This is a genomic window from Pseudomonas sp. LBUM1672, assembly GCF_059695655.1.
On record NZ_CP166781.1, the window covers coordinates 5,186,042 to 5,210,680 of the forward strand.

Below are 24,639 nucleotides of genomic sequence, written 5' to 3' on the forward strand. Positions count from 1 at the left end.
GACTTATTGACCCAACTTCAGGCGAGCAGTCTCGCCACTGGTGAACGGAGCGACATCGACCACCTGCCCGTTGTAGCTGACCTGCGCGCCACGGGCAAAGCCCAGACGTACGGCAAAGGGCGGCTTGCCGCTGACGGAAACGTTTTCGCCTTTACGCTTGAGACCGCTCAACAGCACCTTGCCAGTGCCATCAGTTACTTGAGTCCAGCAATCGGCGGTGAACTGCAATTGAACCTGGCCTTGGCCGGCCACCGGAGCAGCGGCTGGAGCGGCTGGAGCGGGAATGGTCGGAGTGACCGATGCGCTTGCAGGCGGGGTCGACACAACAGGCGCAGTCGGCGCTGGCGCAACTGGAGTCGCGACAACGGGCACAGTGCTGTGCGCCGGTGCAGCAGGCGCTGGGGTAGCAGGTGCAGGTGCAGTTGGAGCGGCAGCAGGCGCGGTGGCTTCAGCCTCGGCCGGTGCTTCAGTGGAATTCTCGGCTTGCGGCAACGCGAGCGCGGTGGCGCCGTCAGCCTGACCTTCCGCACCTTCCGCGACGGCCTGGTCTTCCGGCTCGTCCAGCGGATGGATCTGGGTGGTCCCATCAGCGCCTTCGACTTCGACGTGCTCCGGACTCGGGCTGATCAGGTCCTTGGTGCGCAGGGAAGTCTGATCCTGCCACCAGACAAAACCACCACCAATCACTGCAATCAGCAACAGCAGGCTGACAATGCGCAAAATAGTGTGGGAAACCCGAACCGGTTCTTCGATACGGCCCAGGCTGTGGACGTTGCTGCCCTGGGAGTCGGTGCCGGTGGATTGGTCGAACTGCTGCACCAGAACGGTCTGGTCCATGCCCAGCAACTTGGCGTACGCGCGAATATAACCGCGAGCAAAGGTGTGCCCTGGCAGCTTGTCGAACGCGCCGGCTTCCAGGTTGCTCAAGGAATTAACGGTGAGGTTGAGCTTGAGGGCCACTTCGGCCAGCGACCAGCCATTGCTTTCGCGGGCCTGGCGCAAAGTCTCACCGGGGTTAACGCGATTCGCTGCTACAACTTCGGGATGCGCCGCTTTCATCATTGCTCCGACAGGTATTGCTGATATTCCGGCGTACCGGGATAGAGTCGTTTTAGTTGCAGGCCAAAACTGGCGGCCTTGTCGCGATCTTCAAACACTTTTGCCAGCCGAACGCCGAGCAATAGACTACGTGCATTTTGCTCGGTGAGCAGGCTAAAACGATCGTAGTAGTCACGCGCGGGCACATAATGCCTGTCTTCGAAGGACAACTCAGCCATTTCCAGCAATGCACGCGGTTGTTGGCGGTTCAAACGCAGGGCTTTTTCCAGTTGCTGCTGCGCCAGATCACGCTGGCCCAGCTTCGAAGCGGTCATGCCCAGGTTCTCGAACACCCGCGAACGCTCAGGATACAGGGTATCGGCGGCGGCCTGTTCAAAGCGCTCGTAGGCCTCTTTGTAGCGTTTTTCTTCGAAAAGAAAGCTGCCGTAGTTGTTCAGGATTCGAGCATCGTCGGGACGGGAAGACAGCGCCTTGCGAAAGTGCTGGTCTGCCAGCTCAGGTTCCATTTCCGCCTGGAACACCAATCCAAGCGCCGCATTGGCATCCGGATCGGAGTCATCCAGATCCAGGGCTTTCTTCAATGGCACTTTCGCCCGCTCGGTCATGCCTTGCTGCAAGTATCCCAAGCCCAGTTGCACGTAGGCATTACGCGCTTCATCGCGACCCTTGCTGGTTTTCATCGGGTTGAAATCGCCCGACAGGACGCAGCCAGCACACAGGCTGGCCAACAGCAAAAGCAGCGCGAAGCGCAGGGACATAGAGATCCTCTCTTGATTTATTTCGCGGCGTTTTGCGCCATATCGTTCTCGGCGCTCAATTCGCGCACGGCGATATAACGTTCGCTGCGACGGGTGCGATCCAGCACCTGCCCTACCAATTGGCCACACGCGGCATCGATGTCTTCACCGCGGGTAGTGCGTACGGTGACATTGAAGCCTGCATGGTGAAGCTGATCCTGGAACCGGCGAATCGCGTTGTTGCTCGGGCGTTCGTAACCGGAATGCGGGAACGGGTTGAACGGAATCAGGTTGATCTTGCACGGGATGTTCTTGAGCAGCTCGATCATCTCGACGGCATGCTCGACCTTGTCATTGATATCTTTCAACAAGGTGTACTCGATGGTCAGCACGCGCTTTTCGCCCAGGGACGACATGTAGCGCTGGCACGACTCGAGCAGCATCTTAAGCGGATATTTCTTGTTGATCGGCACCAATTGGTTACGCAATGCGTCGTTTGGTGCGTGCAGCGACAACGCCAGGGAGACGTCGATGTGCTTGGACAGCTCATCGATCATCGGCACCACGCCCGAAGTGGACAGGGTCACGCGGCGCTTGGAGATCCCGTAGCCCAGGTCATCCATCATCAGATGCATGGCGGCCACGACGTTGTCGAAGTTCAGCAGCGGCTCACCCATGCCCATCATCACCACGTTGGTGATGGCACGGTCGGCGGTCGCCGGGATGCTGCCGAACGATTTATTGGCAATCCACACCTGGCCGATGACTTCGGCGGCGGTGAGGTTGCTGTTGAAACCTTGCTTGCCGGTGGAGCAGAAACTGCAATCCAGGGCACAGCCTGCCTGGGACGAAACGCACAGAGTGCCGCGCTTGCCCTGGGGAATGTAGACGGTCTCGACGCAGCTGCCGGACGCCACGCGCACCACCCACTTACGGGTGCCGTCGGTGGAAATGTCCTCGCTGACGACTTCAGGACCACGAACTTCGGCAATAGCCTTGAGCTTGTCGCGCAAGGCCTTGCTGACGTTCGTCATGGCGTCGAAATCATCGACGCCAAGGTGGTGAATCCATTTCATTACCTGACCGGCACGGAAACGCTTCTCCCCGATTGAGTCGAAGAATTTTTCCATTTCCTGTTGGGTCAGACCCAGCAGGTTAGTTTTTACAGTCGATGTAGTCATGGATTCACCTTCACTCATAAGCCAATGCTTAGCGAGTGGTTACTTCAGTAGCTGCGAAGAAGTACGAGATTTCGCGAGCAGCAGCGGCTTCGGAGTCCGAACCGTGTACAGCGTTGGCGTCGATGGAATCAGCGAAGTCAGCGCGGATGGTGCCGGCAGCAGCTTCTTTAGGGTTGGTAGCGCCCATCAGCTCACGGTTCAGAGCGATAGCGTTTTCGCCTTCCAGAACCTGAACGACAACCGGACCGGAGATCATGAAAGCAACCAGGTCGCCGAAGAAACCACGAGCGCTGTGCTCAGCGTAGAAGCCTTCAGCTTCGGCTTTGGACAGTTGCTTCAGTTTCGAAGCTACAACGCGCAGGCCTGCTTTTTCGAAACGAGTGGTGATCTCGCCGATGACGTTTTTTGCAACAGCGTCAGGCTTGATGATGGAGAAAGTACGTTGAACAGCCATGGTGTAACTCCAGAAACGGTAATTTGCGAAAAATTAAACCCGCGAATTATACGCGGGTTCTTTGGTATTGCCTAACTGCGTACGGCGCAGACTCAGTCTGCTTCTTCGATCCAGGCGGCCTGAATGGCTTCAAGCACCTTCTCGCCACCGCGGGTCGGATCATCACTGAACTCCGGCAATGCCAGCACCCATTTGTGCAGATCGACGAAGTTCACGTAACGCGGGTCCACTTCCGGCTTGGATTCAGCCAGTTGGATCGCGATTTCCAGCACATCAACCCATTTCAGACTCATGTCACTTCCTTGAATCAGTGCGGCGCTTCGGCGGCATGGTTGAGCGAGTATTTCGGAATTTCAACGGTCAGGTCTTCAGTCCCGACTTTTGCCTGACAGGCCAGGCGCGACTGAGCTTCCAGCCCCCAGGCCTTATCAAGATAGTCTTCTTCCAGCTCATCAGCCTCTTCCAGCGAGTCAAAGCCCTCACGGATTAGGCAATGACAAGTGGTGCAGGCACAGACGCCGCCGCAAGCGCTTTCCATCTCGATATGGTGCTCATGCGCCAGTTCGAGGATGGAGATGCCGGGTTCAGCCTCCACAACCATGCCGTCCGGGCAAAACTTCTCGTGTGGCAGAAAAATGACCTGCGGCATCGTTATTCCTCAATCTCATTCAGGTTGCGACCCGCCAGCGCGGCTTTCACCGTCGAATCCAGGCGGCGGGCAGCAAAGGCATCGGTCACTTGCGACAGACGCTTGGTCTGCTGCTCGATGGCGAAACCATCGGTGCCTTTCATCAGTTCGGTCAGTTCCTGCATCTGCAATTCAATGACCATGCGCTCTTCGGCGTCGAGCAAGCGCTCACCGTCGACATCGAGGGCGGCCTGCACCGCTTCGATCAGGCGCTGCGCATCGACCTGCTGCTCGCGCAGTACACGGGCAACCTTGTCGTCGTTGGCGTGCTGGAACGATTCCTTGAGCATCTTGGCGATTTCGCCGTCGGTCAGGCCGTAGGAAGGCTTGACCTGAATGCTCGCCTCGACGCCCGAACCCAACTCGCGAGCCGAAACACTGAGCAGACCGTCGGCATCGACCTGGAACGTCACGCGGATTTTTGCGGCACCGGCGACCATTGCCGGGATACCGCGCAATTCGAAGCGCGCCAGGGAGCGGCAGTCGCTGATCAGCTCACGCTCGCCCTGCAACACGTGAATCGCCATGGCCGACTGGCCATCTTTGTAAGTGGTGAAGTCCTGGGCGCGGGCGACGGGGATGGTGGTGTTGCGTGGAATCACCTTCTCCATCAGCCCGCCCATGGTTTCCAGCCCCAGGGACAACGGAATGACGTCGAGCAAGAGCAATTCGCCGCCATCGCGCTTGTTACCAGCCAATGTATCGGCCTGGATCGCAGCACCGATGGCCACCACTTGATCCGGATCGATTTCAGTCAGCGGCTGGCGACCGAAAGCTTCAGCGACGGCTTCGCGAACGCGAGGTACGCGCGTCGAGCCACCAACCATCACCACGGCGTGCACTTCATCCAGCTCAATGCCGGAATCACGCACCGCGCGGCGGCAAGCTTTAAGGCTGCGGGCAACCATTGGCTCGATCAGCGCATCAAAAGCTTCGCGAGTCAGTTGCGCTTTCCAGTCACCGTAAGCGACTTCAACGGATGAGGCGTTGGTCAGGGCTTCTTTGGCTGCGCAAGCGGATTGCAGCAGATGGCGTTGCGCACCCGGATCGAGGTCGGCGGACAAACCGGCGCTCTCAATGATCCAGCCAGCGATCGCGTGATCAAAGTCATCGCCGCCCAGGGCGCTGTCGCCACCGGTAGCGAGCACTTCAAACACACCGCCGGTCAGGCGCAGGATCGAAATATCGAAGGTACCGCCGCCCAGGTCGTAAATCGCGACCAGGCCTTCGGCGTGTTGATCCAGACCGTACGCCACAGCGGCAGCGGTCGGCTCATTGAGCAAGCGCAGGACGTTCAGACCGGCCAGCTTGGCCGCATCCTTGGTGGCTTGACGCTGAGCATCGTCGAAATAGGCCGGAACGGTGATCACCGCCCCCACCAGTTCACCGCCCAACGCCTCTTCAGCGCGTTGACGCAGCACTTTCAGGATATCGGCAGAGACTTCGACCGGGCTTTTCGGGCCCTGAATCGTGTCGATGAACGGCATGTGCGACTCGCCACCGACAAAGCGGTACGGCAGCTGGTCGCCCAATTGCTTGACGTCGGACAGACCACGACCCATCAAGCGCTTGACCGACAGCACAGTGTTCAAAGGATCGGTCGCGGCCGCCAGCTTGGCCGACTCGCCGACTTCGACGCGATCGGCGTGGTAGCGCACGGCGGACGGCAGGATGACCTGCCCGTCAGCGTCGGCCAGAGGCTCGGAAAGACCACTGCGCAATGCAGCGACCAGCGAATTGGTAGTGCCCAAGTCGATCCCCACAGCCAGACGACGCTGGTGCGGTTGAGGACTTTGGCCGGGTTCGGCGATCTGCAGTAGGGCCATCGTTATCAGGACTTATCTGTATATCAGGCGTGCGACCGGAGCGGCACTGGGTTAATCGTCGAGGCGCTCTTCTAACTGGCGCACTTCGTAGTTGAGCTTGTCGAGGAACTGCATGCGCCGCATCAGGCGCTCTGCCTGCTCACGTTGCGCTGCATCATCCCAACAGGCTGCGAAGCTTTCGTTCAGTTCATCCTGAGCGATCTTCAGGCGACGCTTGAACACTGCAACACCCGCCAGGTCGGCGCTGTCTTGCAGGTCTTCGAGCTCTTCACGCAATTCCATCTGCTGCAGAAGGAACTCCGGATCATGCACCGTGACCTCCAGCGGCAGCTCACGCCCGCCCATGGCGAGCAGGTATCGCGCGCGCTTCGGGGGACTTTTGAGCGTCTGGTAGGCCTCGTTGAGGCTCGCGGATTGCTCTAGCGCCAGCCGCTGCTCGCGCTCGGAAGCGTCTGCAAAGCGGTCCGGATGAACACCGCGCGCCAACTCACGATAGCGCGTGGCCAACTGATCGAGATCCAGACGGAAGCTCGGCTGCAGTTCAAATAAAGCGAAATGACAAGGAGTACCCACGAGCAGCCTCAGATGTTGAAGCTTTCGCCGCAGCCACATTCACCGCGTACGTTGGGGTTGTTGAACTTGAAGCCTTCGTTCAACCCTTCCTTGACGAAATCGAGTTCGGTGCCGTCCAGGTAGGCCAGGCTTTTCGGGTCGATGATCACTTTCTCGCCGTGACTTTCGAACACCTGATCCTCTGCAACCACCTCGTCGACAAACTCCAGCACGTAGGCAAGGCCGGAACAGCCCGTGGTGCGAACACCCAGACGAATCCCCTCACCTTTGCCGCGCCCGTTGAGGGAGCGTCGCACGTGTTGAGCAGCCGCTTCTGTCATGCTGATAGCCATCGGTGACTCCTTACTCGTCGCTTAATGCTTAGATCAAGCCTTTCTTCTGCTTGTAGTCACGGACGGCCGCTTTGATAGCGTCTTCAGCGAGTACGGAGCAGTGAATTTTTACTGGCGGCAGGGCCAGTTCTTCGGCCAGCTGAGTGTTCTTGATGGTCTCTGCTTCATCCAGAGTCTTGCCTTTCATCCACTCGGTTGCCAGGGAGCTGGAGGCGATTGCCGAACCGCAACCGTAGGTCTTGAACTTGGCATCTTCGATGATGCCTTGCTCGTTGACCTTGATCTGCAGGCGCATCACGTCGCCGCACGCCGGAGCGCCGACCATGCCGGTGCCGACATCAGGATCTTCCGCGTCCATCTTGCCGACGTTGCGCGGGTTTTCGTAGTGGTCGATGACCTTTTCGCTGTAAGCCATGGTTCTTAATCCTCACTCATCAGAGAGTCGCTCTTGAGCCCTGAAACCTTGGTTTGCAGGGCCGGTTTGCGGCGACTTGAAATCAGTGTGCCGCCCACTCGATTTTCGAAATGTCGACACCGTCTTTGTACATGTCCCACAGCGGCGACAAGGTGCGCAGCTTGGTAACGGCCTCGCAGACTTTCTGCGCGGCGTAGTCGATTTCTTCTTCGGTGGTGAAACGGCCGAAGGTGAAGCGGATCGAGCTGTGCGCCAGTTCGTCGTTGCGGCCCAGGGCGCGCAGTACGTACGAAGGCTCAAGGGAAGCCGAGGTGCAGGCCGAACCGGACGAAACCGCCAGATCCTTGAGCGCCATGATCAGCGACTCGCCTTCAACGTAGTTGAAGCTCAGGTTCAGGTTGTGCGGTACGCGGGCGGTCATGCTGCCGTTGATGTACAGCTCTTCCAGGCCTTCGACCTGCTTGAAGAAACGGTCGCTCAAGGCTTTGATGCGGATGTTCTCGGCCGCCATGTCCTCCTTGGCTACGCGGAACGCTTCGCCCATGCCGACGATCTGGTGGGTCGCCAGGGTGCCGGAACGCATGCCACGTTCGTGACCGCCGCCGTGCATGGTCGCTTCGATGCGAACACGCGGCTTGCGGCTGACGTACAGCGCGCCGATGCCTTTAGGGCCGTAGGTTTTGTGGGCGGAGAACGACATCAGGTCGACTTTCAGCTTCTGCAGGTCGATCTCGACCTTGCCAGTGGACTGAGCGGCGTCGACGTGGAACAGAATGCCCTTGGAGCGGGTCAGTTCGCCGATGGCTGCGATGTCGTTGATGGTGCCGATTTCGTTGTTCACGTGCATGACCGAGACCAGGATGGTGTCGTCGCGCAGAGCGGCTTCGATCATCGCTGGTGTAACCAGGCCATCAGTCTGAGGCTCGAGGTAGGTCACTTCGAAACCTTCACGCTCCAGTTGGCGCATGGTGTCGAGGACAGCCTTGTGCTCAATCTTGGTGGTGATCAGGTGTTTGCCTTTGGTCGCGTAGAAATGCGCCGCACCCTTGATTGCCAGGTTGTCGGACTCGGTGGCACCGGAGGTCCAGACGATTTCACGCGGATCGGCGTTGACCAGGTCAGCGACCTGACGGCGAGCGTTTTCGACGGACTCTTCAGCTTTCCAGCCGAACACGTGGGAACGGGACGCCGGGTTACCGAAGTTTCCGTCAACCAGCAGGCATTCACTCATCTTTTGCGCCACACGCGGATCAACCGGGGTGGTTGCAGAGTAATCAAGGTAAATCGGCAATTTCATGGACTATCTCCTAAATCAGGCTGGCTGGCGTACCGCTTGGCTCTGTGGCTGTCATTCGACGGCGGACGCTTCAATCTTGTCCAGGCGTGGCGCCTTGCTGTTGCAACGGCGCTGGTCCTGACGCTGGGCTACTTCTTGCACCTCACGGCGAGTTACAAGGTCAGCCAAGCTGATACCGCTCAGAAATTCGTGAATCTGCAGGCTCAGATCGCACCACAAGTGGTGGGTCAGGCAGGTGTCGCCTTGATGGCAATCACCCTGGCCCTGGCATTTGGTCGCATCGACCGATTCGTTCACCGCATCGATCACCTGGGCGACCTGGATGCCCTGCATGTCGCGGGACAGTTGGTAGCCACCGCCCGGGCCACGAACGCTGGAAACCAGATTGCTGCGGCGCAATTTGGCGAAGAGCTGTTCGAGGTAGGACAGGGAGATGCCTTGGCGCTCGGAGATATCGGCCAGGGACACCGGCCCGTGCTGCGCGTGCAACGCCAGGTCAAGCATGGCGGTTACGGCGTATCGGCCTTTTGTAGTCAGTCGCATGGACAATTACCACGGAGTTCGGAATGGGGCGAGTATGCAATTCCCGAGTATTTAAGTCAACTATAAGACCTAGTACTTTAGTCAGGATTACCCGCAAAAGAGCGGCCGCATCATAGCAAAGGCTGGCGGCGTACAGCCAGTAATTGCGCGTTATCGCTCTTCGCGAGCAAGCCCGCTCCCACAAGGACGATGAGCATCCTGTGGGGCGGGCTTGCTCGCGAAGAGGTCAGCGCGGTTTAGCTGGCCTGACTCTGATCCTTGTCCTTCACACAGGCGAAGTCCTCTTCGCGCAGCTCAGGCAGATCTTTCGCACAGTAATTACTGCCCAGATCCTTCAACGCCCCGCACATCCCCTCCAGACGCCCATCAACCGCTTGCAAGTGGTCGAGCAACTGATTGATGGCTCGCGCCACCGGGTCAGGCATGTCTTCGCCAACACCGTAGGCATCGAAACCGATCTTCTCGGCCATGGCCTTGCGTTTGGCGTCTGTCTCTTCGTCGGACTTGACGATGATCCGCCCCGGAATCCCGACCACAGTCGCACCCGGCGGCACAGCCTTGGTCACCACCGCATTGGAACCGACCTTGGCCCCAGCGCCGACCGTAAACGGGCCGAGCACCTTGGCGCCCGCCCCTACCACCACGCCATCTTCCAATGTCGGGTGACGCTTGCCCTTGTTCCAGCTGGTGCCGCCCAGGGTCACACCCTGATAAAGGGTGACGTCATTGCCGATTTCAGCGGTTTCACCGATGACAATACCCATGCCATGGTCAATAAAGAAGCGACGACCGACCTTGGCGCCCGGATGGATCTCGATCCCGGTCAACCAGCGACCGAAGTTCGACACCAGACGCGCCAGCCACTTCCAGCCCATGCCCCACAGGGCCGATGACAGGCGATGTATCCAAATGGCGTGCATGCCCGGGTAGCAAGTCAGGACTTCAAAGGCGTTGCGCGCTGCCGGGTCACGATGGAAAACACTCTGGATATCTTCACGCAAACGCTCGAACATTTTTAATCCTTCCGCTTTAGAAGCTCGCCACGGGCCGCTTTCTGGGTTTCCGTGAGGATGCCACGCAATATATTCATTTCCGCCCGGCTGACCGAGCTTCGACCGTACAACCGGCGCAGGCGCGCCATCAAGTGCCGCGGCTTTTCCGGATCGAGGAATTCGATGGCCACCAGGGTTTGCTCCAGGTGCTCATAGAATCGCTCCAGCTCATCCATGGTCGCCAGCTCACCACTTTTGGTGGACGCCACTTCATCCTTCTCGACCTTGCTCGGCTGGCCTTGGGCCGCGAGCCAGGACATGCGCACTTCATAGCTCAACACCTGCACCGCTGCCCCAAGGTTCAGCGAACTGAACTCAGGGTCTGATGGGATGTGCACGTGATAATGACATCGCTGTAGCTCTTCATTGGTCAGGCCGGAATCTTCACGACCAAAGACCAAGGCAATTTCGGCCCCCGACGCGGCTTCCTCGACCACTTTCACACCGCACTCGCGGGGATCAAGCAACGGCCAGGGAATACGCCGGTCACGGGCGCTGGTACCGAGCACCAGATTGCAGCCGACCAAGGCATCTTCCAAGGTGGCGACGACTTGCGCGTTTTCAAGGATGTCCCCGGCGCCGGAAGCGCGAGCATCGGCCTCGTGGTGCGGGAACAGCCGCGGTTCGACCAGCACCAGCCGCGACAGGCCCATGTTCTTCATGGCACGCGCAGCCCCGCCGATGTTGCCGGGGTGACTGGTATTGACCAGGACGACACGAATGTTATGCAGCAAGGGAGGCGCTCTCGAACACAGAAATGGGGAGCAGAATCTTACAGTTCATCCTACCGTTAAGCTATGAAAGCGAACACCAACCTTCACCTGTAGAAAAGTTCTGATAGAATGCCCGGCTTTCTTTAACAACCTTAGGTGACACATCCATGCAGCCCATGCTGAATATCGCGCTGCGCGCCGCCCGCAGCGCCAGTGAATTGATCTTCCGCTCCATCGAGCGCCTGGATACCATCAAGGTCGACGAAAAAGACGCCAAGGATTACGTATCCGAGGTGGATCGCGCCGCCGAACAGAAAATCATCGACGCACTGCGCAAGGCCTACCCGAATCACTCGATCATGGGTGAAGAAACCGGCATGCACGCCGGCACCGGGATCGAAGGCGAAGAATACCTGTGGATCATCGATCCGCTGGACGGCACCACCAACTTCCTGCGCGGCATTCCTCACTTCGCTGTCAGCATCGCCTGCAAATACCGCGGTCGCCTGGAACACGCTGTTGTTCTGGACCCGGTTCGCCAGGAAGAATTCACCGCCAGCCGTGGTCGCGGCGCTCAACTGAACGGTCGTCGCCTGCGCGTCAGCGGTCGCACCAGCCTCGACGGCGCCCTGCTGGGTACCGGCTTCCCGTTCCGTGACGACCAGATGGACAACCTCGACAACTACCTGGGCATGTTCCGCGCCCTGGTAGGCCAGACCGCCGGTATCCGCCGCGCAGGTTCGGCGAGCCTGGACCTGGCCTACGTGGCTGCCGGCCGTTTCGATGCGTTCTGGGAGTCGGGCCTGTCCGAGTGGGACATGGCTGCAGGCGCCCTGCTGATCCAGGAAGCTGGCGGTTTGGTGAGCGACTTCACCGGCGGCCACGATTTCCTTGAGAAAGGCCACATCGTCGCCGGCAACACCAAGTGCTTCAAAGCAGTGCTGACGGCGATCCAGCCGCACCTGCCGGCTTCGCTGAAGCGCTAAGCGAACGCCCACAAAAAAGCACCCTTCGGGGTGCTTTTTTTATGCCTGGGATTCGTCCCCGAAAACACCGACGATCCCTGTGGGAGCGAGCCTGCTCGCGATGACTGAGCCACATTCAACATTAATGGAGGCTGACACACCGCTATCGCGAGCAGGCTCGCTCCCACAGGGGACTTGTGGTGAGGCATAAATTTCGGGCACAAAAAAAGCACCCCGCAGGATGCTTCTTTTTGAATCTGAAACCCCACTATTTTTAGCGGTTCTCTTCATTCTGCGACAGGACCAGCTTGCCTTCCTTGTCGACCGGAATCTGGTTGCCCGGATCACGATCCATCCGCACCTTGCCTTCCTTGCCGTCCAGCGAATAACGAACGTCGTAGCCTACAACCTTGTCGCTGATGTCATTCACGGTGTTACAGCGAGTCTGAGTCGTGGTGTAGGTGTCACGCTCTTGCATGCCTTCCTGAACCTTGTTGCCCGCATAACCACCACCGACAGCGCCTGCGACCGTGGCAATCTTCTTGCCGGTGCCGCCGCCGATCTGGTTACCCAGCAAACCACCTGCCAATGCACCGACCACTGTACCGGCGATCTGGTGTTGGTCTTTCACCGGCGCTTGCCGGGTCACTGCTACATCCTTGCACACTTCACGTGGCGTCTTGATTTGTGTCTTGACCGGTTCAACGGCTAGCACTTGCGCATACTCAGGGCCGCTTTTAACCAGGCTGTAGGTGGCAACAGCACCCCCGGCAGTTACACCGACAGCACCCAATACCGCACCAACCAGCAACGACTTGTTCACATGAACCTCCTGACCATCACATGCGGGCAAAGCCCGCGCTTCTCCCAGCCTTGGAGCATAAAAAAAGGCGCGAGTTCAACTCGCGCCTTTTTCGGCTGACAGCTGGAAAAGCGATGGCCGTTATGGACGGTCGTCGACTTCCTTGTCAGTGGCCACAGGAGCAATCAGATCTTCGCTGCTCAGGTTCAGCCAGATCAGCATCACGTTCGCGATGTAGATCGACGAGTAAGTACCCGCCAGAACACCGATGAACAGGGCGATGGAGAAGCCGAACAGGTTGTCGCCACCGAAGAACAGCAAAGCAGCGATCGCCAGCAAGGTGGAGATCGACGTCGCCATGGTCCGCAGCAGGGTTTGCGTGGTCGAGATGTTGATGTTCTCGATCAGGCTGGCCTTGCGCAGTACACGGAAGTTCTCACGAACCCGGTCGAATACCACGATGGTGTCGTTGAGCGAGTAACCAATGATCGCCAGTACCGCCGCCAGCACCGTCAGATCGAAGGTGATCTGGAAGAACGACAGGATACCGATGGTCACGATCACGTCGTGGATCAGCGAAACGATGGCACCGACCGCGAACTTCCACTGAAAGCGGAAAGCCAGGTAGATCAGAATGCCGCCCAGCGCCATCAGCATGCCGAGGCCGCCCTGGTCGCGCAGCTCTTCACCGACCTGCGGGCCGACGAACTCGACGCGCTTGACCATCGCCGGGTTGTCGCCGCCGACTTTCAGCAGCGCTTCGGCCACTTGATGGCCCAGCTGCGGGTCCTCACCCGGCATGCGCACCAGCAAATCGGTAGTCGCACCGAAGCTCTGCACGATTGCCTCGTGATAGCCCGAAGTAGCCAGCTGCTCACGCACCTTGGTGACATCGGCCGGACGCTCGTAGGTCAGCTCGATGAGCGTACCGCCGGTGAAGTCCAGGCCCCAGTTCATGCCCTTGGTGGCGACGCTGAACAAAGCCAGCACCGTAAGGAACAATGTGACGCCGAACGCAACGTTGCGAACGCCCATGAAGTTGATTGTACGTAACATGGCAGCCCCTTAAATCCACAACTTCTTGAAGTCACGACCGCCGAAGATCAGGTTGACCATCGCGCGGGTCACCATGATGGCCGTGAACATCGAGGTAAAGATCCCGAGGGACATGGTCACTGCGAAACCTTTGACCGGGCCTGTACCCATCGCAAAGAGAATCCCGCCGACCAGCAATGTGGTCAGGTTGGCGTCGAGAATCGCAGTAAATGCCCGGCCGAAGCCTTCGTTGATTGCCCGTTGTACGGTCATGCCCGCCGCGATCTCTTCACGAATCCGCGAGAAGATCAGCACGTTGGCATCGACCGCCATACCCATGGTCAATACGATACCGGCGATACCCGGCAGGGTCAGCGTTGCCCCCAGCAGCGACATCAAGGCCAACAGCAACACCATGTTCACCGACAGTGCGACGGTGGCGATGATGCCGAAGAAGCGGTAGATGGCGATGATGAACAGCGAGACAAACAGCATGCCCCACAGCGATGCATCGACACCTTTGACGATGTTGTCGGCACCCAGGCTCGGGCCAATGGTACGTTCTTCAGCGAAGTACATCGGGGCAGCCAGACCACCGGCACGCAACAGCAGCGCCAGTTCGGACGACTCGCCCTGACCGTTCAGGCCAGTGATGCGGAATTGAGCACCCAGCGGCGACTGGATGGTCGCCAGGCTGATGATCTTCTTCTCTTCTTTAAACGTTTGAACCGCTACGTCTTTCTCGACACCGTTCACCATTTGTTTGGTGTACGTGGTGACCGGACGCTGCTCGATGAAGATCACCGCCATGCTGCGACCGACGTTGCTGCGCGTCGCACGACTCATCAGCTCGCCACCGTGGCCATCCAGACGGATGTTCACTTCTGGCGTACCGTGCTCGCCGAAGCCAGCCTTGGCGTCAGTTACCTGGTCACCGGTGATGATCAGGCCACGCTCGATCTGTGCCGGCGGACGATTGCCTTCACGGAACTCGAAGCTTTCGGAAGTGGCTTTCGAAGCGCCCGGCTCAGCGGCCAGACGGAACTCAAGGTTGGCCGTCTTGCCGAGGATACGCTTGGCTTCTGCGGTGTCCTGCACGCCCGGCAGCTCAACCACGATGCGGTTGGCGCCCTGACGCTGAACGATCGGTTCGGCAACACCCAGCTCGTTGACGCGGTTACGTACCGTGGTCAAGTTCTGCTTGATGGAGTATTCGCGGATTTCCGCCAGCTTGGCCGGGGTCATCGCCAGACGCAGCACCGCCTGACCATTGAGGTCGGCCGGAACAATGTCGAAATCGTTGAAGTTCTTGCGGATCAGCGCACGGGCCTGTTCGCGGGAAGCTTCATCACTGAAACCCAGCTGAATGGCGCCGTTGAGTTGCGGCAGGCTGCGATAGCGCAGTTTCTCTTTACGCAACAGGCTCTTTACATCGCCTTCGTACACTTTCAAGCGTGCGTCGAGGGCTTTGTCCATGTCCACTTCGAGCAGGAAGTGCACACCACCGGACAAGTCCAGACCCAGCTTCATCGGGTGCGCAGCGAGGTTGCGCAGCCATTGCGGGGTGGTTTGTGCCAGGTTCAGCGCGACGACGTAGTCATCACCCAACGCCTTGCGCACAACGTCTTTGGCCGGCAGCTGATCTTCAGCCTTGGTCAGACGAATCAGACCACCCTTGCCATTGGCCGCCAGCGTGGCTGCCTTGACGTTGATCCCGGATTCCTTGAGCGCAGCGCTCACACGATCCAGATCAGCCTGATTGACTTGCAGCGAAGTGCTTGCGCCGCTGACCTGAATGGCCGGGTCATCAGGATATAAATTGGGAGCGGAATAAATCAGACCGACCGCCAGCACCGCCAGGATCAGAATGTATTTCCACAGAGGGTATTTGTTCAGCATCACGCCGCCCGCTTATGACGCGGGGCGCCTTGCGCGCCCCGTCGATTGAGTAGAAGTTGAAACTTAGATCGCTTTGAGCGTGCCTTTTGGCAGCGTGGCGGCGATGGCGCCTTTCTGGAACTTCATTTCGACGGTGTCGGAAACTTCCAGAACCACGAAATCGTCAGCCACTTTAGTGATCTTGCCGGCGATACCACCGGTGGTCACAACTTCGTCACCTTTTTGCAGGCTGCCCAGCAGGGTTTTCTGCTCTTTGGCGCGCTTGGCCTGTGGACGCCAGATCATCAGGTAGAAGATGACCAGGAAACCGACCAGGAAAATCCACTCGAAACCGCCACCCATTGGGCCGGCAGCAGCAGGTGCAGCAGCGTCAGCCATGGCATTAGAGATAAAAAAGCTCATTTAGCACTCCAGTTGCAAATGTTGAATCTTGGGGTCAGAAAACTCAGTCCAAAGGCGGAACAGGTAACCCGCGTTTGGCGTAGAAGGCATCGACAAAGGCGGCCAATGTACCCTGTTGAATAGCCTCGCGCAAACCAGCCATAAGCACTTGATAATGACGCAAGTTATGGATGGTATTGAGCATGCTCCCCAGCATTTCGCCGCACTTGTCCAGGTGATGCAGATAAGCGCGGGAGAAGTTCTGGCAGGTATAGCAATCGCAGGTCGGATCGAGCGGCGAATCATCATGGCGATGGAACGCGTTTCGGATCTTCAGCACGCCAGTATCAATGAACAGATGCCCATTGCGGGCATTACGGGTTGGCATCACGCAATCGAACATGTCCACACCGCGGCGCACACCCTCAACCAGATCTTCCGGTTTGCCAACGCCCATAAGGTAACGAGGTTTGTCAGCCGGCATCTGGCCTGGCAGGTAATCCAGCACCTTGATCATCTCGTGCTTGGGCTCGCCCACCGACAGACCGCCAATGGCCAGGCCATCGAAACCGATCTTGTCGAGGCCTTCCAGGGAGCGCATGCGCAGGTCCTGGTGCATGCCGCCCTGAACGATGCCGAACAGCGCCGCCGTGTTGTCGCCATGGGCTTCTTTCGAACGCTTGGCCCAACGCAACGACAGCTCCATGGAAATCCGCGCGACGTCTTCGTCGGCCGGGTACGGCGTGCATTCGTCGAAAATCATCACGATGTCGGAGCCCAGGTCACGCTGGACCTGCATCGACTCTTCCGGCCCCATGAACACTTTGGCGCCGTCGACAGGAGAGGCGAAGGTCACGCCCTCCTCCTTGATCTTGCGCATCGCGCCCAGGCTGAACACCTGGAAACCGCCGGAGTCGGTCAGAATCGGGCCTTTCCACTGCATGAAATCGTGCAGGTCGCCGTGCTTCTTGATCACTTCGGTGCCAGGACGCAGCCACAAGTGGAAGGTGTTACCCAGAATGATTTCCGCGCCAGTCGCGGTGATATCCCGCGGCAACATGCCCTTGACGGTGCCATACGTGCCCACCGGCATGAAGGCCGGGGTCTCGACGGTACCGCGCGGAAAGGTCAAACGACCGCGACGAGCCTTGCCGTCAGTAGCAAGCAACTCAAACGACATACGACTTTGGCGACTCATTCTTTGTCCTCAGGGCCACGTGGTGCGGGGTTACGGGTGATAAACATCGCATCACCGTAGCTGAAAAAGCGGTATTCATGCTCGACAGCCGCTTTATAAGCGGCCATGGCTTCGGGATAACCGGCGAACGCCGAAACCAGCATCAACAGCGTGGATTCGGGCAAATGAAAATTGGTGACCAGGGCATCGACCACATGAAACGGCCGGCCCGGGTAGATAAAGATGTCTGTGTCGCCACTGAACGGCTTGAGCACGCCATCGCGCGCGGCACTTTCGAGGGAACGCACGCTGGTGGTCCCCACGGCAATCACCCGACCACCACGAGCGCGGCAAGCCGCGACGGCATCGACCACGTCCTGGCCGACTTCCAGCCATTCGCTATGCATGTGGTGATCTTCGATCTTCTCGACCCGCACCGGCTGAAACGTACCCGCCCCCACGTGCAAGGTCACGAACGCCGTCTCGACGCCCTTGGCGGCAATCGCCTCCATCAGCGGCTGATCGAAATGCAGCCCCGCCGTCGGCGCCGCCACCGCGCCCAGGCGCTGGGCGTACACGGTCTGATAGCGCTCGCGGTCCGAGCCTTCATCCGGGCGGTCTATATAAGGAGGCAGCGGCATGTGCCCGACGCGGTCGAGCAGCGGCAACACCTCTTCGGCAAACCCCAGCTCGAACAACGCATCATGACGCGCCAGCATCTCGGCTTCGCCACCGCCGTCGATCAGGATCTTCGAACCCGGCTTCGGCGACTTGCTGGAGCGCACATGGGCCAGCACGCGATGACTGTCGAGCACCCGCTCCACCAGGATTTCCAGCTTGCCGCCGGAAGCCTTCTGGCCAAACAGCCGCGCCGGAATCACCCGGGTATTGTTGAACACCATCAAATCGCCCGGGCGCAAATGCTCGAGCAAATCAGTGAATTGACGGTGCGCCAGGGCGCCGCTGACCCCATCAAGGGTCAACAGGCGACTGTTGCGACGCTCGGCCAAAGGGTGGCGAGCAATCAGCGAATCAGGGAGTTCGAAAGTAAAGTCAGCAACGCGCATGATGGGGTTCGTCTAGCAGGGGCCGGAAGTCTAGCCGAAATAGTGAAAATTCTCTATGTACCTGATTGACCGACGGTAATCTCATCTCTATACTTCGCCGCCATTGAGCCCTGATGGCGGAATTGGTAGACGCGGCGGATTCAAAATCCGTTTTCGAAAGGAGTGGGAGTTCGAGTCTCCCTCGGGGCACCAAAATTAAGAAAGGTCTTGCTTTGCAAGGCCTTTTTTTTCGTCTGTAGAAAAGCTACCCCGTCGCTGTAGGAGCTGCTGAAGGCTGCGATCTTTTGATCTTGCTTCTCTTCCACACCGCCCGCACCGGTGGAACATTTCACAAGGATTCCCCCCATGGAATTGCTGCTGGAAACCGTCGCCCTGTTCAGCCTTAAGCTTGCTTATGAGACGGAGGATTCGAGTCCGATTCTTCGGGATGATTTGCTGATGAGTGATTATGAGAGGGAGGTTTTTGGGTTGCTGGCGCGTAGGGGGGATGTTGAGGCGATCCAGAGGAAAGTGGATGAATGCCTGGATTTGGCGCTGAAGGCGATTGGCGGTGTTGATACAGTCCTGGGTCGTGAATTGCATAGGTTGGCAGCAAATTTCAGCGCTGCACTAACGATGGAGCAGCTTGATTCTCCGCTCCTCGCGCTTAAGGACTACTTGAAAGACATTCAATGAATGGAGGGGAGTGCCTAAAAACCGGGTTCGTCCGAAGGCGCACCAACGCTAACAGCCATGTATTGACGAGTAACAAATGTGCTCCCTTTCCTCCAGTCACCTTTTCTCCATCATCACCCAATGATAGCAATGTGCTTGCCACCAGCATGCGAGCATGGCCTTATATGAGACTAGTCGGTTAGGGAGGATCGTAGGAAGCACCACACGCCCCCCCGGTCAGTCATACAGTGGATGGGTCGAGTGAATTAGATCGTGGCCAATACAAAGAGCTTTACTGAACAAACCAGTGCGGACACTACCGAAATTGGCTTCCACTACCAGTACTATTATTTTCTTTATCGCCTATTAAATCTGAAATCTGGTCAATCTGTCGGTCTCGAAGTTAAAGATGACGTACATACCGACCTCGATAATGACACACAAATACTGTTTCAGCTGAAGCATACTGTACAGCTTAGTGCCGCCGGAAATCCTATTGCGCTCACTGAGTTAGACAGCGATCTCTGGAAGACGATGCATAACTGGGCAAAAATCATTTCAGATAAAGCTGCTGACCGGAATCAGACTTCAAAGCAAAACGAGTTCGTCAAGAAAACTGAATTCCACCTAATTACAAACAAATCAGAAAGCAGTCGAAATGAATTTCTAAAAAAACTAGAAGACTACAAAGCATCAAAAATTAATTTTGATGCCTTACGCACACACATAAACTCATTACATGAAAAAACCAAAGACGATGATATAAAAAAGTACTTAGGGGCAGTTCTAGCGCTCAGCAAGAGTGTTCTTGCAGCGTTTCTTCGCAAGGTCCATCTTGAGTTAGACCTTGACGACCTTCACACTCTGATCAAGACAGCCATTAGGGAAAAAATGGTTGAAAACTCCAAAGTAGATATCGTTTTTGAAAGACTTGATTCAAATATCAGAACCGACAACTACATTCGTATCAAAGAAGGTCAAAAAGTCGAATTAGACTTCGACTCATTCTACAGCCGGTATCGAACTATTTTCTCTACATCCAGAGAGCCGCTTCAGCTTGGCAGGCCATTTCTTCCGGCATTCCCCGATGACATTTTTGCACAAACATTTGTCAAACAACTTCTCGCCGTAAACGCTATGAAAGTCGGAGATATTGAAAAAGCGTTTGAATTCACCACAAACAAACTAAAAATTGCTCGTTTCCTGGATGACTGGCTCCAATCAGGAGAGCTTGTAGCCGACGAAATTTCTGCGTTCCATGATGACGTGAAGTCAAAGTGGCGCAATGCATTTGATCACTGGTGCGAAGATTGCCTCGACCACGACGTGGTCAATAAAGCGAAAGAGTTACTTTATGATCTTCGTAAAGTGGAGTTTTCTATAGCCAACAGCAAACTTAACACTGAGTTAAGTAATGGAGAGCTCTACCATCTTTCTGACGAACAACTGATTGGATGGCACCGCGATTGGAAAACTTTGTAATTCAACCACCACCGAAGACCAACAAGGGCTTCTGGGATGGATATAACAATGTTGGCATAGGCGTGACAGCCATTGCTTCCGTGCTAAATCATTTAGGCAGCCTCTCCATTCCTAAAGCGCTGCTGATCATTCCTATGATTGTCCACCGCCCTACCCTTAATCATATGGCAAATAAAGGAACCCTAGAGCGAGGATCTGCCGCCCTCAGCTCAGGTCATCCGCAACTATTCGTCAACTTCAATGAACGCTTCGAAAGTTGTCTTCCATTATCGGTTAACTCTATTCAGTTACTAGCACACCTGGGCTACGCCAAACTGGGCGAAGTGCTAGTCCGCCAACGTCGACTGGTAATAGATTCGGATCTTGGGCAGAGAGCAAAAAAAATCGACCTAGCTTCCGAAAAAATTTCCGAACTTCTACTCGAACCCGACGAAGAACTTTACTTAAACTTTAGGGTGCAACTGTGAATTTTGGCATTGATGCAATCATCCTGTGGTCTAGAAACAACGAAATTCGCTCACTGGATTTTGAGCGCAACAAAGTAAATGTCATAACCGGTGAAAGTCAAACCGGCAAATCAACGATACTCAAGATATTCGATTACTGTTTTCTAGCGAGCGAGCATGACATCCCACACGACGTTATTAACGATAACGTCGGCTGGTACGGAATCAAGTTTTACGTTAATGACAAGAGCTACTTTCTTGCTCGACGCAGCCCTGTCGGAAACACCGTGTCATCTGACTATTGTTTCTCATCCATGGGCGTAGTTCCGGAAGCACCAACACCCAACATCAAACAAGATGACTTACGAGGAATACTCGAAGCGGAGTTTTCAATTGATGACAGAATTCGAATGCCCTTTGGTGGCCGAGTTATAAAATCCGGCTCCCGAATTTCATTCCGCTACTTTTTTCTTTTCAATACAATTTCCGACGACATCATTCTTAACAGTAAGAACTTCTTTGACAAGCAAGAAGTCGATCGATATCGCGAAGCTCTACCCAGAATCTTTGACTTGGCACTCGGAATCGATGATTTGGAGAATATTGTCGCTCGTGAGCGCAAAGATTCCCTGAGCAAAGAGATTGCTAAGCTCGAACGTAAAAATTTTTCGCTGACAGAGAGCAAAAGCTCCTTCAGTAGCGAGATTCGCGACATAGCTGCAAAAGCGACTGAGTATGGATTGACACCCGAACTTGACAAAGATATTACGGCATCCAACCTACGAAACATGCTCGACAAACCCACTATCACACCAAACTACGACACATCAACAAAACGTCGCTCGGATATCAACTCACAGCTTTTTTCCATAAACAGACAAATCAGAAAATACTCTCAATTCAATGAGGAGTATAAGAGCTACAAGTCGACGGTAAAAAACTCTCAGGACAGCTTGAAACCGCTAAAGGTACTCATGGAGCGCTCTAGCGAAATCGTAAAATCAGATATTTTTGATGAGCTGATCAGCAGTCTTCAAGTCGACCTTCGTACGATTTATGAGACCATCAAGGCTAGGCGCCCAGTTGAGAGCCAAGTAAACGGTGCAGTTAGGCAGCTAGAGGACAAGAAAAAAGCGCTAGAGGAGGAACTACAAGTCCTTCCTGAGACGCCCCGCTCCTTTAAAGAACTCCAAGATATGTGGGTATTTTTGGGCGAAGCTCGGGGTAAACTCAGCATCTATGCTCGTATGGATGACAAGCGCGCTGAAAAGCCGGAGGCAGCCGATTTAACACGACTTACAACCGAGCATGACGCCATCAATGTAAAAGATGTGGAGGCGGAGCGAAATGCGACCATTAGCTTGATAGATGAAGTTTCCGCAGAATTGATGACACAAGCGAAGAGCGCCCTGGAGAACTACGCAACGTGGTATCCAAGCTTCAACTACAAAGAAAAAAAAGTTCAGCTTAGAAAGCCAAAATCAACACTCATTGAAAATGTTGGCAGCAGTTCCAACCACATGTTTTTGCATTTAATTCACTTCCTATCCCTACACGAAGTCGCTCTTAACAAAAAATCTAAATTTGTTCCTAGCTTCCTGATAGTTGACCAGCCCAGCCGTCCCTACTGGGGCGAAGAGGAAGAAGTAGATCCCGAGAACCTTATACATAGCGACAGAGCCAAGATTAGAACTGCATTTGAAATGCTTAATACCTTTATCGAAAACATCAATATAGAATACAAAAACGAGTTTCAGATGATTATGTTCGAACACGTACCTATATCAATGTTTGATGGATTAAAGAACATCCATCTCCTACCCTCATTCCGAGACGGGAATGCTCTAATTCCAAATGACTGGCGCAGTAACAGCGCTAGTTAAGTGGTTACGCCGTACGAATCCCGGCTTTAAAAAGTCGGGATACTTTTCAAATTTTCAGTAACCAGAGGATCGATACGCTTTCTGACTTTTCAAAAAAAGATAAACCGAGTCTTCCTATTCACTTGATTTTTTTTGGCTACAAACACCCTACAAGCCCAAGGTGCGAATTTAATCACCATGCAAATGGCTCGTGTTGTCGGAAGTCTTTGGGCACAACGCGATGCTGGAAGGCAGCAGAGGGAAATTTCGGGTGACTTCAAAATAACGATTGGAACTTTCTGAATCGCCTAACGCCGGCGACTTTCATTGACCGAGCTTCAGATAGGACTCGAAGGTTGCAGGAAAGGGGGTCTGCAAGATACTCTGCCACCGTCGCTGCCAATTCAGCGACCGGGTGTGGAAACCCGTGTAATTCAAGGCGCAACAGCGCCCCCATCACGTCTGCCGGCGCTTTTTTTATGCCTGCGGCGTGAGTTATGGCGGCTGTGCGTGGGACGTCTTCGGGCGTGCCGGTTTCCTTGATTCCCGGTTTTCCACCCTGCGCACAGCTGTCACCCATTCGTGTGGAAACGAATGCGGCAGCTTCACATATCAAGGAGTCTGATAATGCGCAGCATCAATCCGTACAAAATTTGGCTTTTCCCTCAACGCGACTCCCGGTTGCGTAACGCCTCAATGTCCACCCTCTCCCACCGCCGCTCCTTCATCGGAGGTGGCAAATGACCGAACAACCCGAACTCAAAACCATCGGCCTTACACCCGCGATCTACTGCGCGGATCAACCACTCTTCCACGTCACTCGCGGCGTTCCCCTCGGCGATGCCTTATCCATGGCTTCTGACTTTCTGTTTCTCGCCAAGAAGCTGACCGAAGATGCTGCTTACGCCACAGACACCGACCGCCACGCCTGGGCCGCGCATTATCTGACGGCGATGAGTAAGGCGGTGGTGGATGATGCGGTGAAGGTGCTGAATCGGGATCGGGACAATGAGCTGGCGTCTAAGCGGGCGGGGGCGAAGTCTGAAGGGTAGTGGCTGGGAAATGGCGGGATGGTTCTGATGTCGGTCGGTGAGGTGTGAAGTCAGGGGGAGCGGACTGCTTGGGATGATGGTAGGGCATTCAGGATTAATGTTGGATGGTCTGGCGCTTTCGCGAGCAAGCTTTGCTCCTACAGGGTTTGCGGTGAATTGACTGGCATTGTTAGCCCCGAGTTCTTTCGGGGCTTTCGACCTGCGGGTGATGTCCTGCACGTTGACCGCGATGATGCGTTTGTTGGTAAACACCACGTCGTCGCGCATGGATTTGCAGGAGTCGATGGCTGCTCCCCTTCCAGTAGCAACCAAGCATGACTTCACGCCATCGGCTTACCCGGCTCGTCCTGCCCCGCCGCCCGCACTGCAATCTCAATCGCCCGAACACTGATCGCCGCAAATATCGCGGTCATCAGCACCCCGTTGAACCCCAACAAAATCGCCAGAATCCGCGAGACGCCAAGTTTCGGCACGAGTTCTCCATAGCCAATGGTCAAACCGGTCACGAAGCCGAAATAGATGCCGTCAAAAGGATCCCACCCCTCCAGGTAGCTGATGATGAGGCCGAACAGCACGATAAGAAAAAACAGTACGGAAAAGATCGGCCAGACAACACGCAAGTAGAACCCGATTGCTTTGAAGAATTCTCGACGGACGTGCGATGCATGAGTGGGCTTCATGTCATGGGCTTCCTGAGATTTGCCTGAGCGGCAGGCGTATTAACACTCCATCAGCTTGGCACAAGCGCTGGAAACTGGTGCATCAGCAGCGGGTCGGGGGTGGTTCAAGCACGATTCGCGATAGCGTTGCACATAGTCCCCGACCATTCAGGGACGACGCCTCCGGCCGCACTCTTCTAGACTCAATAGAAGGTCGTAGAAAGAACCGAACACGTCGCTTTTGTGCAGATGAATCAAAGGCAGCGTGGCAAGCTGACTTTTATGCCC

Annotated in this window: 27 protein-coding genes, 1 tRNA gene and 1 pseudogene; 7 read left to right on the plus strand and 22 right to left on the minus strand. The window is 56.0% G+C overall.

Annotated features, from left to right (window positions below; genetic code table 11):
- Nucleotides 1-3: 3 nt before the first annotated feature.
- The 14 genes from ACA053_RS23615 to trmJ all read right to left on the minus strand — a co-directional run bounded on the left by ACA053_RS23615 (nt 4) and on the right by trmJ (nt 10,891).
- A complete protein-coding gene (locus ACA053_RS23615) occupies nt 4-1,059 on the minus strand; it encodes a RodZ domain-containing protein (protein WP_497393838.1) in 1,056 nt (351 codons plus the stop codon).
- Nucleotides 1,059-1,817, minus strand: a complete 759-nt coding sequence (gene pilW / locus ACA053_RS23620) for a type IV pilus biogenesis/stability protein PilW (protein WP_497313516.1) — start codon at nt 1,815-1,817, stop codon at nt 1,059-1,061. The genes ACA053_RS23615 and pilW overlap by 1 nt, the downstream gene beginning before the upstream one ends.
- 17 nt (nt 1,818-1,834) lie before the next feature.
- Nucleotides 1,835-2,977: a dual-specificity RNA methyltransferase RlmN gene (rlmN, locus tag ACA053_RS23625; protein WP_007948172.1), complete on the minus strand. Its 1,143-nt coding sequence runs from the start codon at nt 2,975-2,977 to the stop codon at nt 1,835-1,837.
- A 28-nt stretch (nt 2,978-3,005) separates the two neighbouring features.
- Nucleotides 3,006-3,431, minus strand: coding sequence for a nucleoside-diphosphate kinase (gene ndk, locus ACA053_RS23630; RefSeq protein WP_007916882.1), 426 nt, complete (start codon nt 3,429-3,431; stop codon nt 3,006-3,008).
- Nucleotides 3,432-3,523: 92 nt separating this feature from the next.
- Entirely contained in the window at nt 3,524-3,724 is a 201-nt protein-coding gene (gene iscX / locus ACA053_RS23635; RefSeq protein ID WP_017340315.1) for a Fe-S cluster assembly protein IscX, read from the minus strand.
- A gap of 14 nt (nt 3,725-3,738) precedes the next feature.
- Entirely contained in the window at nt 3,739-4,080 is a 342-nt protein-coding gene (gene fdx, locus ACA053_RS23640) for an ISC system 2Fe-2S type ferredoxin (RefSeq protein WP_109634612.1), read from the minus strand.
- Nucleotides 4,081-4,082: 2 nt separating this feature from the next.
- Nucleotides 4,083-5,945 (minus strand): Fe-S protein assembly chaperone HscA, encoded by a 1,863-nt coding sequence (gene hscA / locus ACA053_RS23645; protein ID WP_497393839.1) that lies wholly within the window; start codon nt 5,943-5,945, stop codon nt 4,083-4,085.
- A 51-nt stretch (nt 5,946-5,996) separates the two neighbouring features.
- The gene (hscB, locus tag ACA053_RS23650) at nt 5,997-6,518 is read right to left on the minus strand and encodes a co-chaperone HscB (RefSeq protein WP_497396232.1); all 522 of its coding nucleotides are present in this window, start codon (nt 6,516-6,518) and stop codon (nt 5,997-5,999) included.
- A gap of 8 nt (nt 6,519-6,526) precedes the next feature.
- A complete protein-coding gene (iscA, locus tag ACA053_RS23655) occupies nt 6,527-6,850 on the minus strand; it encodes an iron-sulfur cluster assembly protein IscA (protein WP_007903589.1) in 324 nt (107 codons plus the stop codon).
- A gap of 28 nt (nt 6,851-6,878) precedes the next feature.
- Nucleotides 6,879-7,265 (minus strand): Fe-S cluster assembly scaffold IscU, encoded by a 387-nt coding sequence (iscU, locus tag ACA053_RS23660; protein ID WP_003443374.1) that lies wholly within the window; start codon nt 7,263-7,265, stop codon nt 6,879-6,881.
- 82 nt (nt 7,266-7,347) lie between these two features.
- A complete protein-coding gene (locus tag ACA053_RS23665) occupies nt 7,348-8,562 on the minus strand; it encodes an IscS subfamily cysteine desulfurase (RefSeq protein ID WP_010457878.1) in 1,215 nt (404 codons plus the stop codon).
- 51 nt (nt 8,563-8,613) lie between these two features.
- The gene (iscR, locus tag ACA053_RS23670; RefSeq protein WP_007903581.1) at nt 8,614-9,105 is read right to left on the minus strand and encodes a Fe-S cluster assembly transcriptional regulator IscR; all 492 of its coding nucleotides are present in this window, start codon (nt 9,103-9,105) and stop codon (nt 8,614-8,616) included.
- 236 nt (nt 9,106-9,341) lie between these two features.
- Nucleotides 9,342-10,118, minus strand: coding sequence for a serine O-acetyltransferase (gene cysE, locus ACA053_RS23675; protein ID WP_008147732.1), 777 nt, complete (start codon nt 10,116-10,118; stop codon nt 9,342-9,344).
- Between the two features lie 2 nt (nt 10,119-10,120).
- Nucleotides 10,121-10,891 carry a tRNA (cytosine(32)/uridine(32)-2'-O)-methyltransferase TrmJ gene (trmJ, locus tag ACA053_RS23680; protein WP_010457884.1) on the minus strand — a complete coding sequence of 257 codons (771 nt, stop codon included), beginning with the start codon at nt 10,889-10,891 and terminating at the stop codon, nt 10,121-10,123.
- A gap of 146 nt (nt 10,892-11,037) precedes the next feature.
- Between trmJ and suhB the strand changes: the two genes are divergently transcribed.
- Nucleotides 11,038-11,856, plus strand: coding sequence for a type III secretion system regulator SuhB (gene suhB, locus ACA053_RS23685; RefSeq protein WP_008014726.1), 819 nt, complete (start codon nt 11,038-11,040; stop codon nt 11,854-11,856).
- A 253-nt stretch (nt 11,857-12,109) separates the two neighbouring features.
- Here suhB and ACA053_RS23690 read toward each other — a convergent pair whose 3' ends face one another.
- From ACA053_RS23690 to queA, 6 genes are all read right to left on the minus strand, one after another.
- Nucleotides 12,110-12,658, minus strand: coding sequence for a glycine zipper 2TM domain-containing protein (locus tag ACA053_RS23690; protein WP_027922743.1), 549 nt, complete (start codon nt 12,656-12,658; stop codon nt 12,110-12,112).
- A 120-nt stretch (nt 12,659-12,778) separates the two neighbouring features.
- Complete coding sequence (gene secF, locus ACA053_RS23695) at nt 12,779-13,693, minus strand: protein translocase subunit SecF (protein WP_497313524.1); 915 nt, start codon at nt 13,691-13,693, stop codon at nt 12,779-12,781.
- Between the two features lie 9 nt (nt 13,694-13,702).
- Nucleotides 13,703-15,571, minus strand: coding sequence for a protein translocase subunit SecD (gene secD, locus ACA053_RS23700; RefSeq protein WP_497313526.1), 1,869 nt, complete (start codon nt 15,569-15,571; stop codon nt 13,703-13,705).
- 63 nt (nt 15,572-15,634) lie between these two features.
- Nucleotides 15,635-15,973 carry a preprotein translocase subunit YajC gene (gene yajC / locus ACA053_RS23705; protein WP_131059389.1) on the minus strand — a complete coding sequence of 113 codons (339 nt, stop codon included), beginning with the start codon at nt 15,971-15,973 and terminating at the stop codon, nt 15,635-15,637.
- A gap of 43 nt (nt 15,974-16,016) precedes the next feature.
- Complete coding sequence (gene tgt, locus ACA053_RS23710) at nt 16,017-17,132, minus strand: tRNA guanosine(34) transglycosylase Tgt (RefSeq protein WP_162130724.1); 1,116 nt, start codon at nt 17,130-17,132, stop codon at nt 16,017-16,019.
- Between the two features lie 14 nt (nt 17,133-17,146).
- Complete coding sequence (gene queA / locus ACA053_RS23715) at nt 17,147-18,196, minus strand: tRNA preQ1(34) S-adenosylmethionine ribosyltransferase-isomerase QueA (RefSeq protein WP_497313528.1); 1,050 nt, start codon at nt 18,194-18,196, stop codon at nt 17,147-17,149.
- Between the two features lie 107 nt (nt 18,197-18,303).
- Here queA and ACA053_RS23720 point away from each other — a divergent pair.
- From ACA053_RS23720 to ACA053_RS23745, 6 genes are all read left to right on the plus strand, one after another.
- Nucleotides 18,304-18,388: transfer RNA gene (locus ACA053_RS23720), tRNA-Leu, on the plus strand.
- Between the two features lie 153 nt (nt 18,389-18,541).
- Nucleotides 18,542-18,871, plus strand: coding sequence for a hypothetical protein (locus ACA053_RS23725; RefSeq protein ID WP_497393841.1), 330 nt, complete (start codon nt 18,542-18,544; stop codon nt 18,869-18,871).
- Nucleotides 18,872-19,123: 252 nt separating this feature from the next.
- Entirely contained in the window at nt 19,124-20,332 is a 1,209-nt protein-coding gene (locus ACA053_RS23730; RefSeq protein ID WP_497393842.1) for an ABC-three component system protein, read from the plus strand.
- On the plus strand, nt 20,317-20,799 hold the full coding sequence (locus ACA053_RS23735; RefSeq protein WP_497393843.1) for a three component ABC system middle component: 483 nt from the start codon (nt 20,317-20,319) through the stop codon (nt 20,797-20,799). Before ACA053_RS23730 ends, ACA053_RS23735 begins: the two co-directional genes overlap by 16 nt.
- Nucleotides 20,796-22,661 carry a DUF3732 domain-containing protein gene (locus ACA053_RS23740; RefSeq protein ID WP_497393844.1) on the plus strand — a complete coding sequence of 622 codons (1,866 nt, stop codon included), beginning with the start codon at nt 20,796-20,798 and terminating at the stop codon, nt 22,659-22,661. Before ACA053_RS23735 ends, ACA053_RS23740 begins: the two co-directional genes overlap by 4 nt.
- 719 nt (nt 22,662-23,380) lie before the next feature.
- Nucleotides 23,381-23,692, plus strand: a complete 312-nt coding sequence (locus ACA053_RS23745; RefSeq protein ID WP_497393845.1) for a DUF3077 domain-containing protein — start codon at nt 23,381-23,383, stop codon at nt 23,690-23,692.
- A gap of 197 nt (nt 23,693-23,889) precedes the next feature.
- On the opposite strand, the pseudogene ACA053_RS23750 reads toward ACA053_RS23745, so the two are convergent.
- Nucleotides 23,890-24,000 (minus strand): annotated as a pseudogene (locus ACA053_RS23750) (PH domain-containing protein); the annotation flags it as partial.
- Between the two features lie 12 nt (nt 24,001-24,012).
- Entirely contained in the window at nt 24,013-24,372 is a 360-nt protein-coding gene (locus ACA053_RS23755) for a potassium channel family protein (RefSeq protein WP_497313540.1), read from the minus strand.
- Nucleotides 24,373-24,639: the final 267 nt, after the last annotated feature.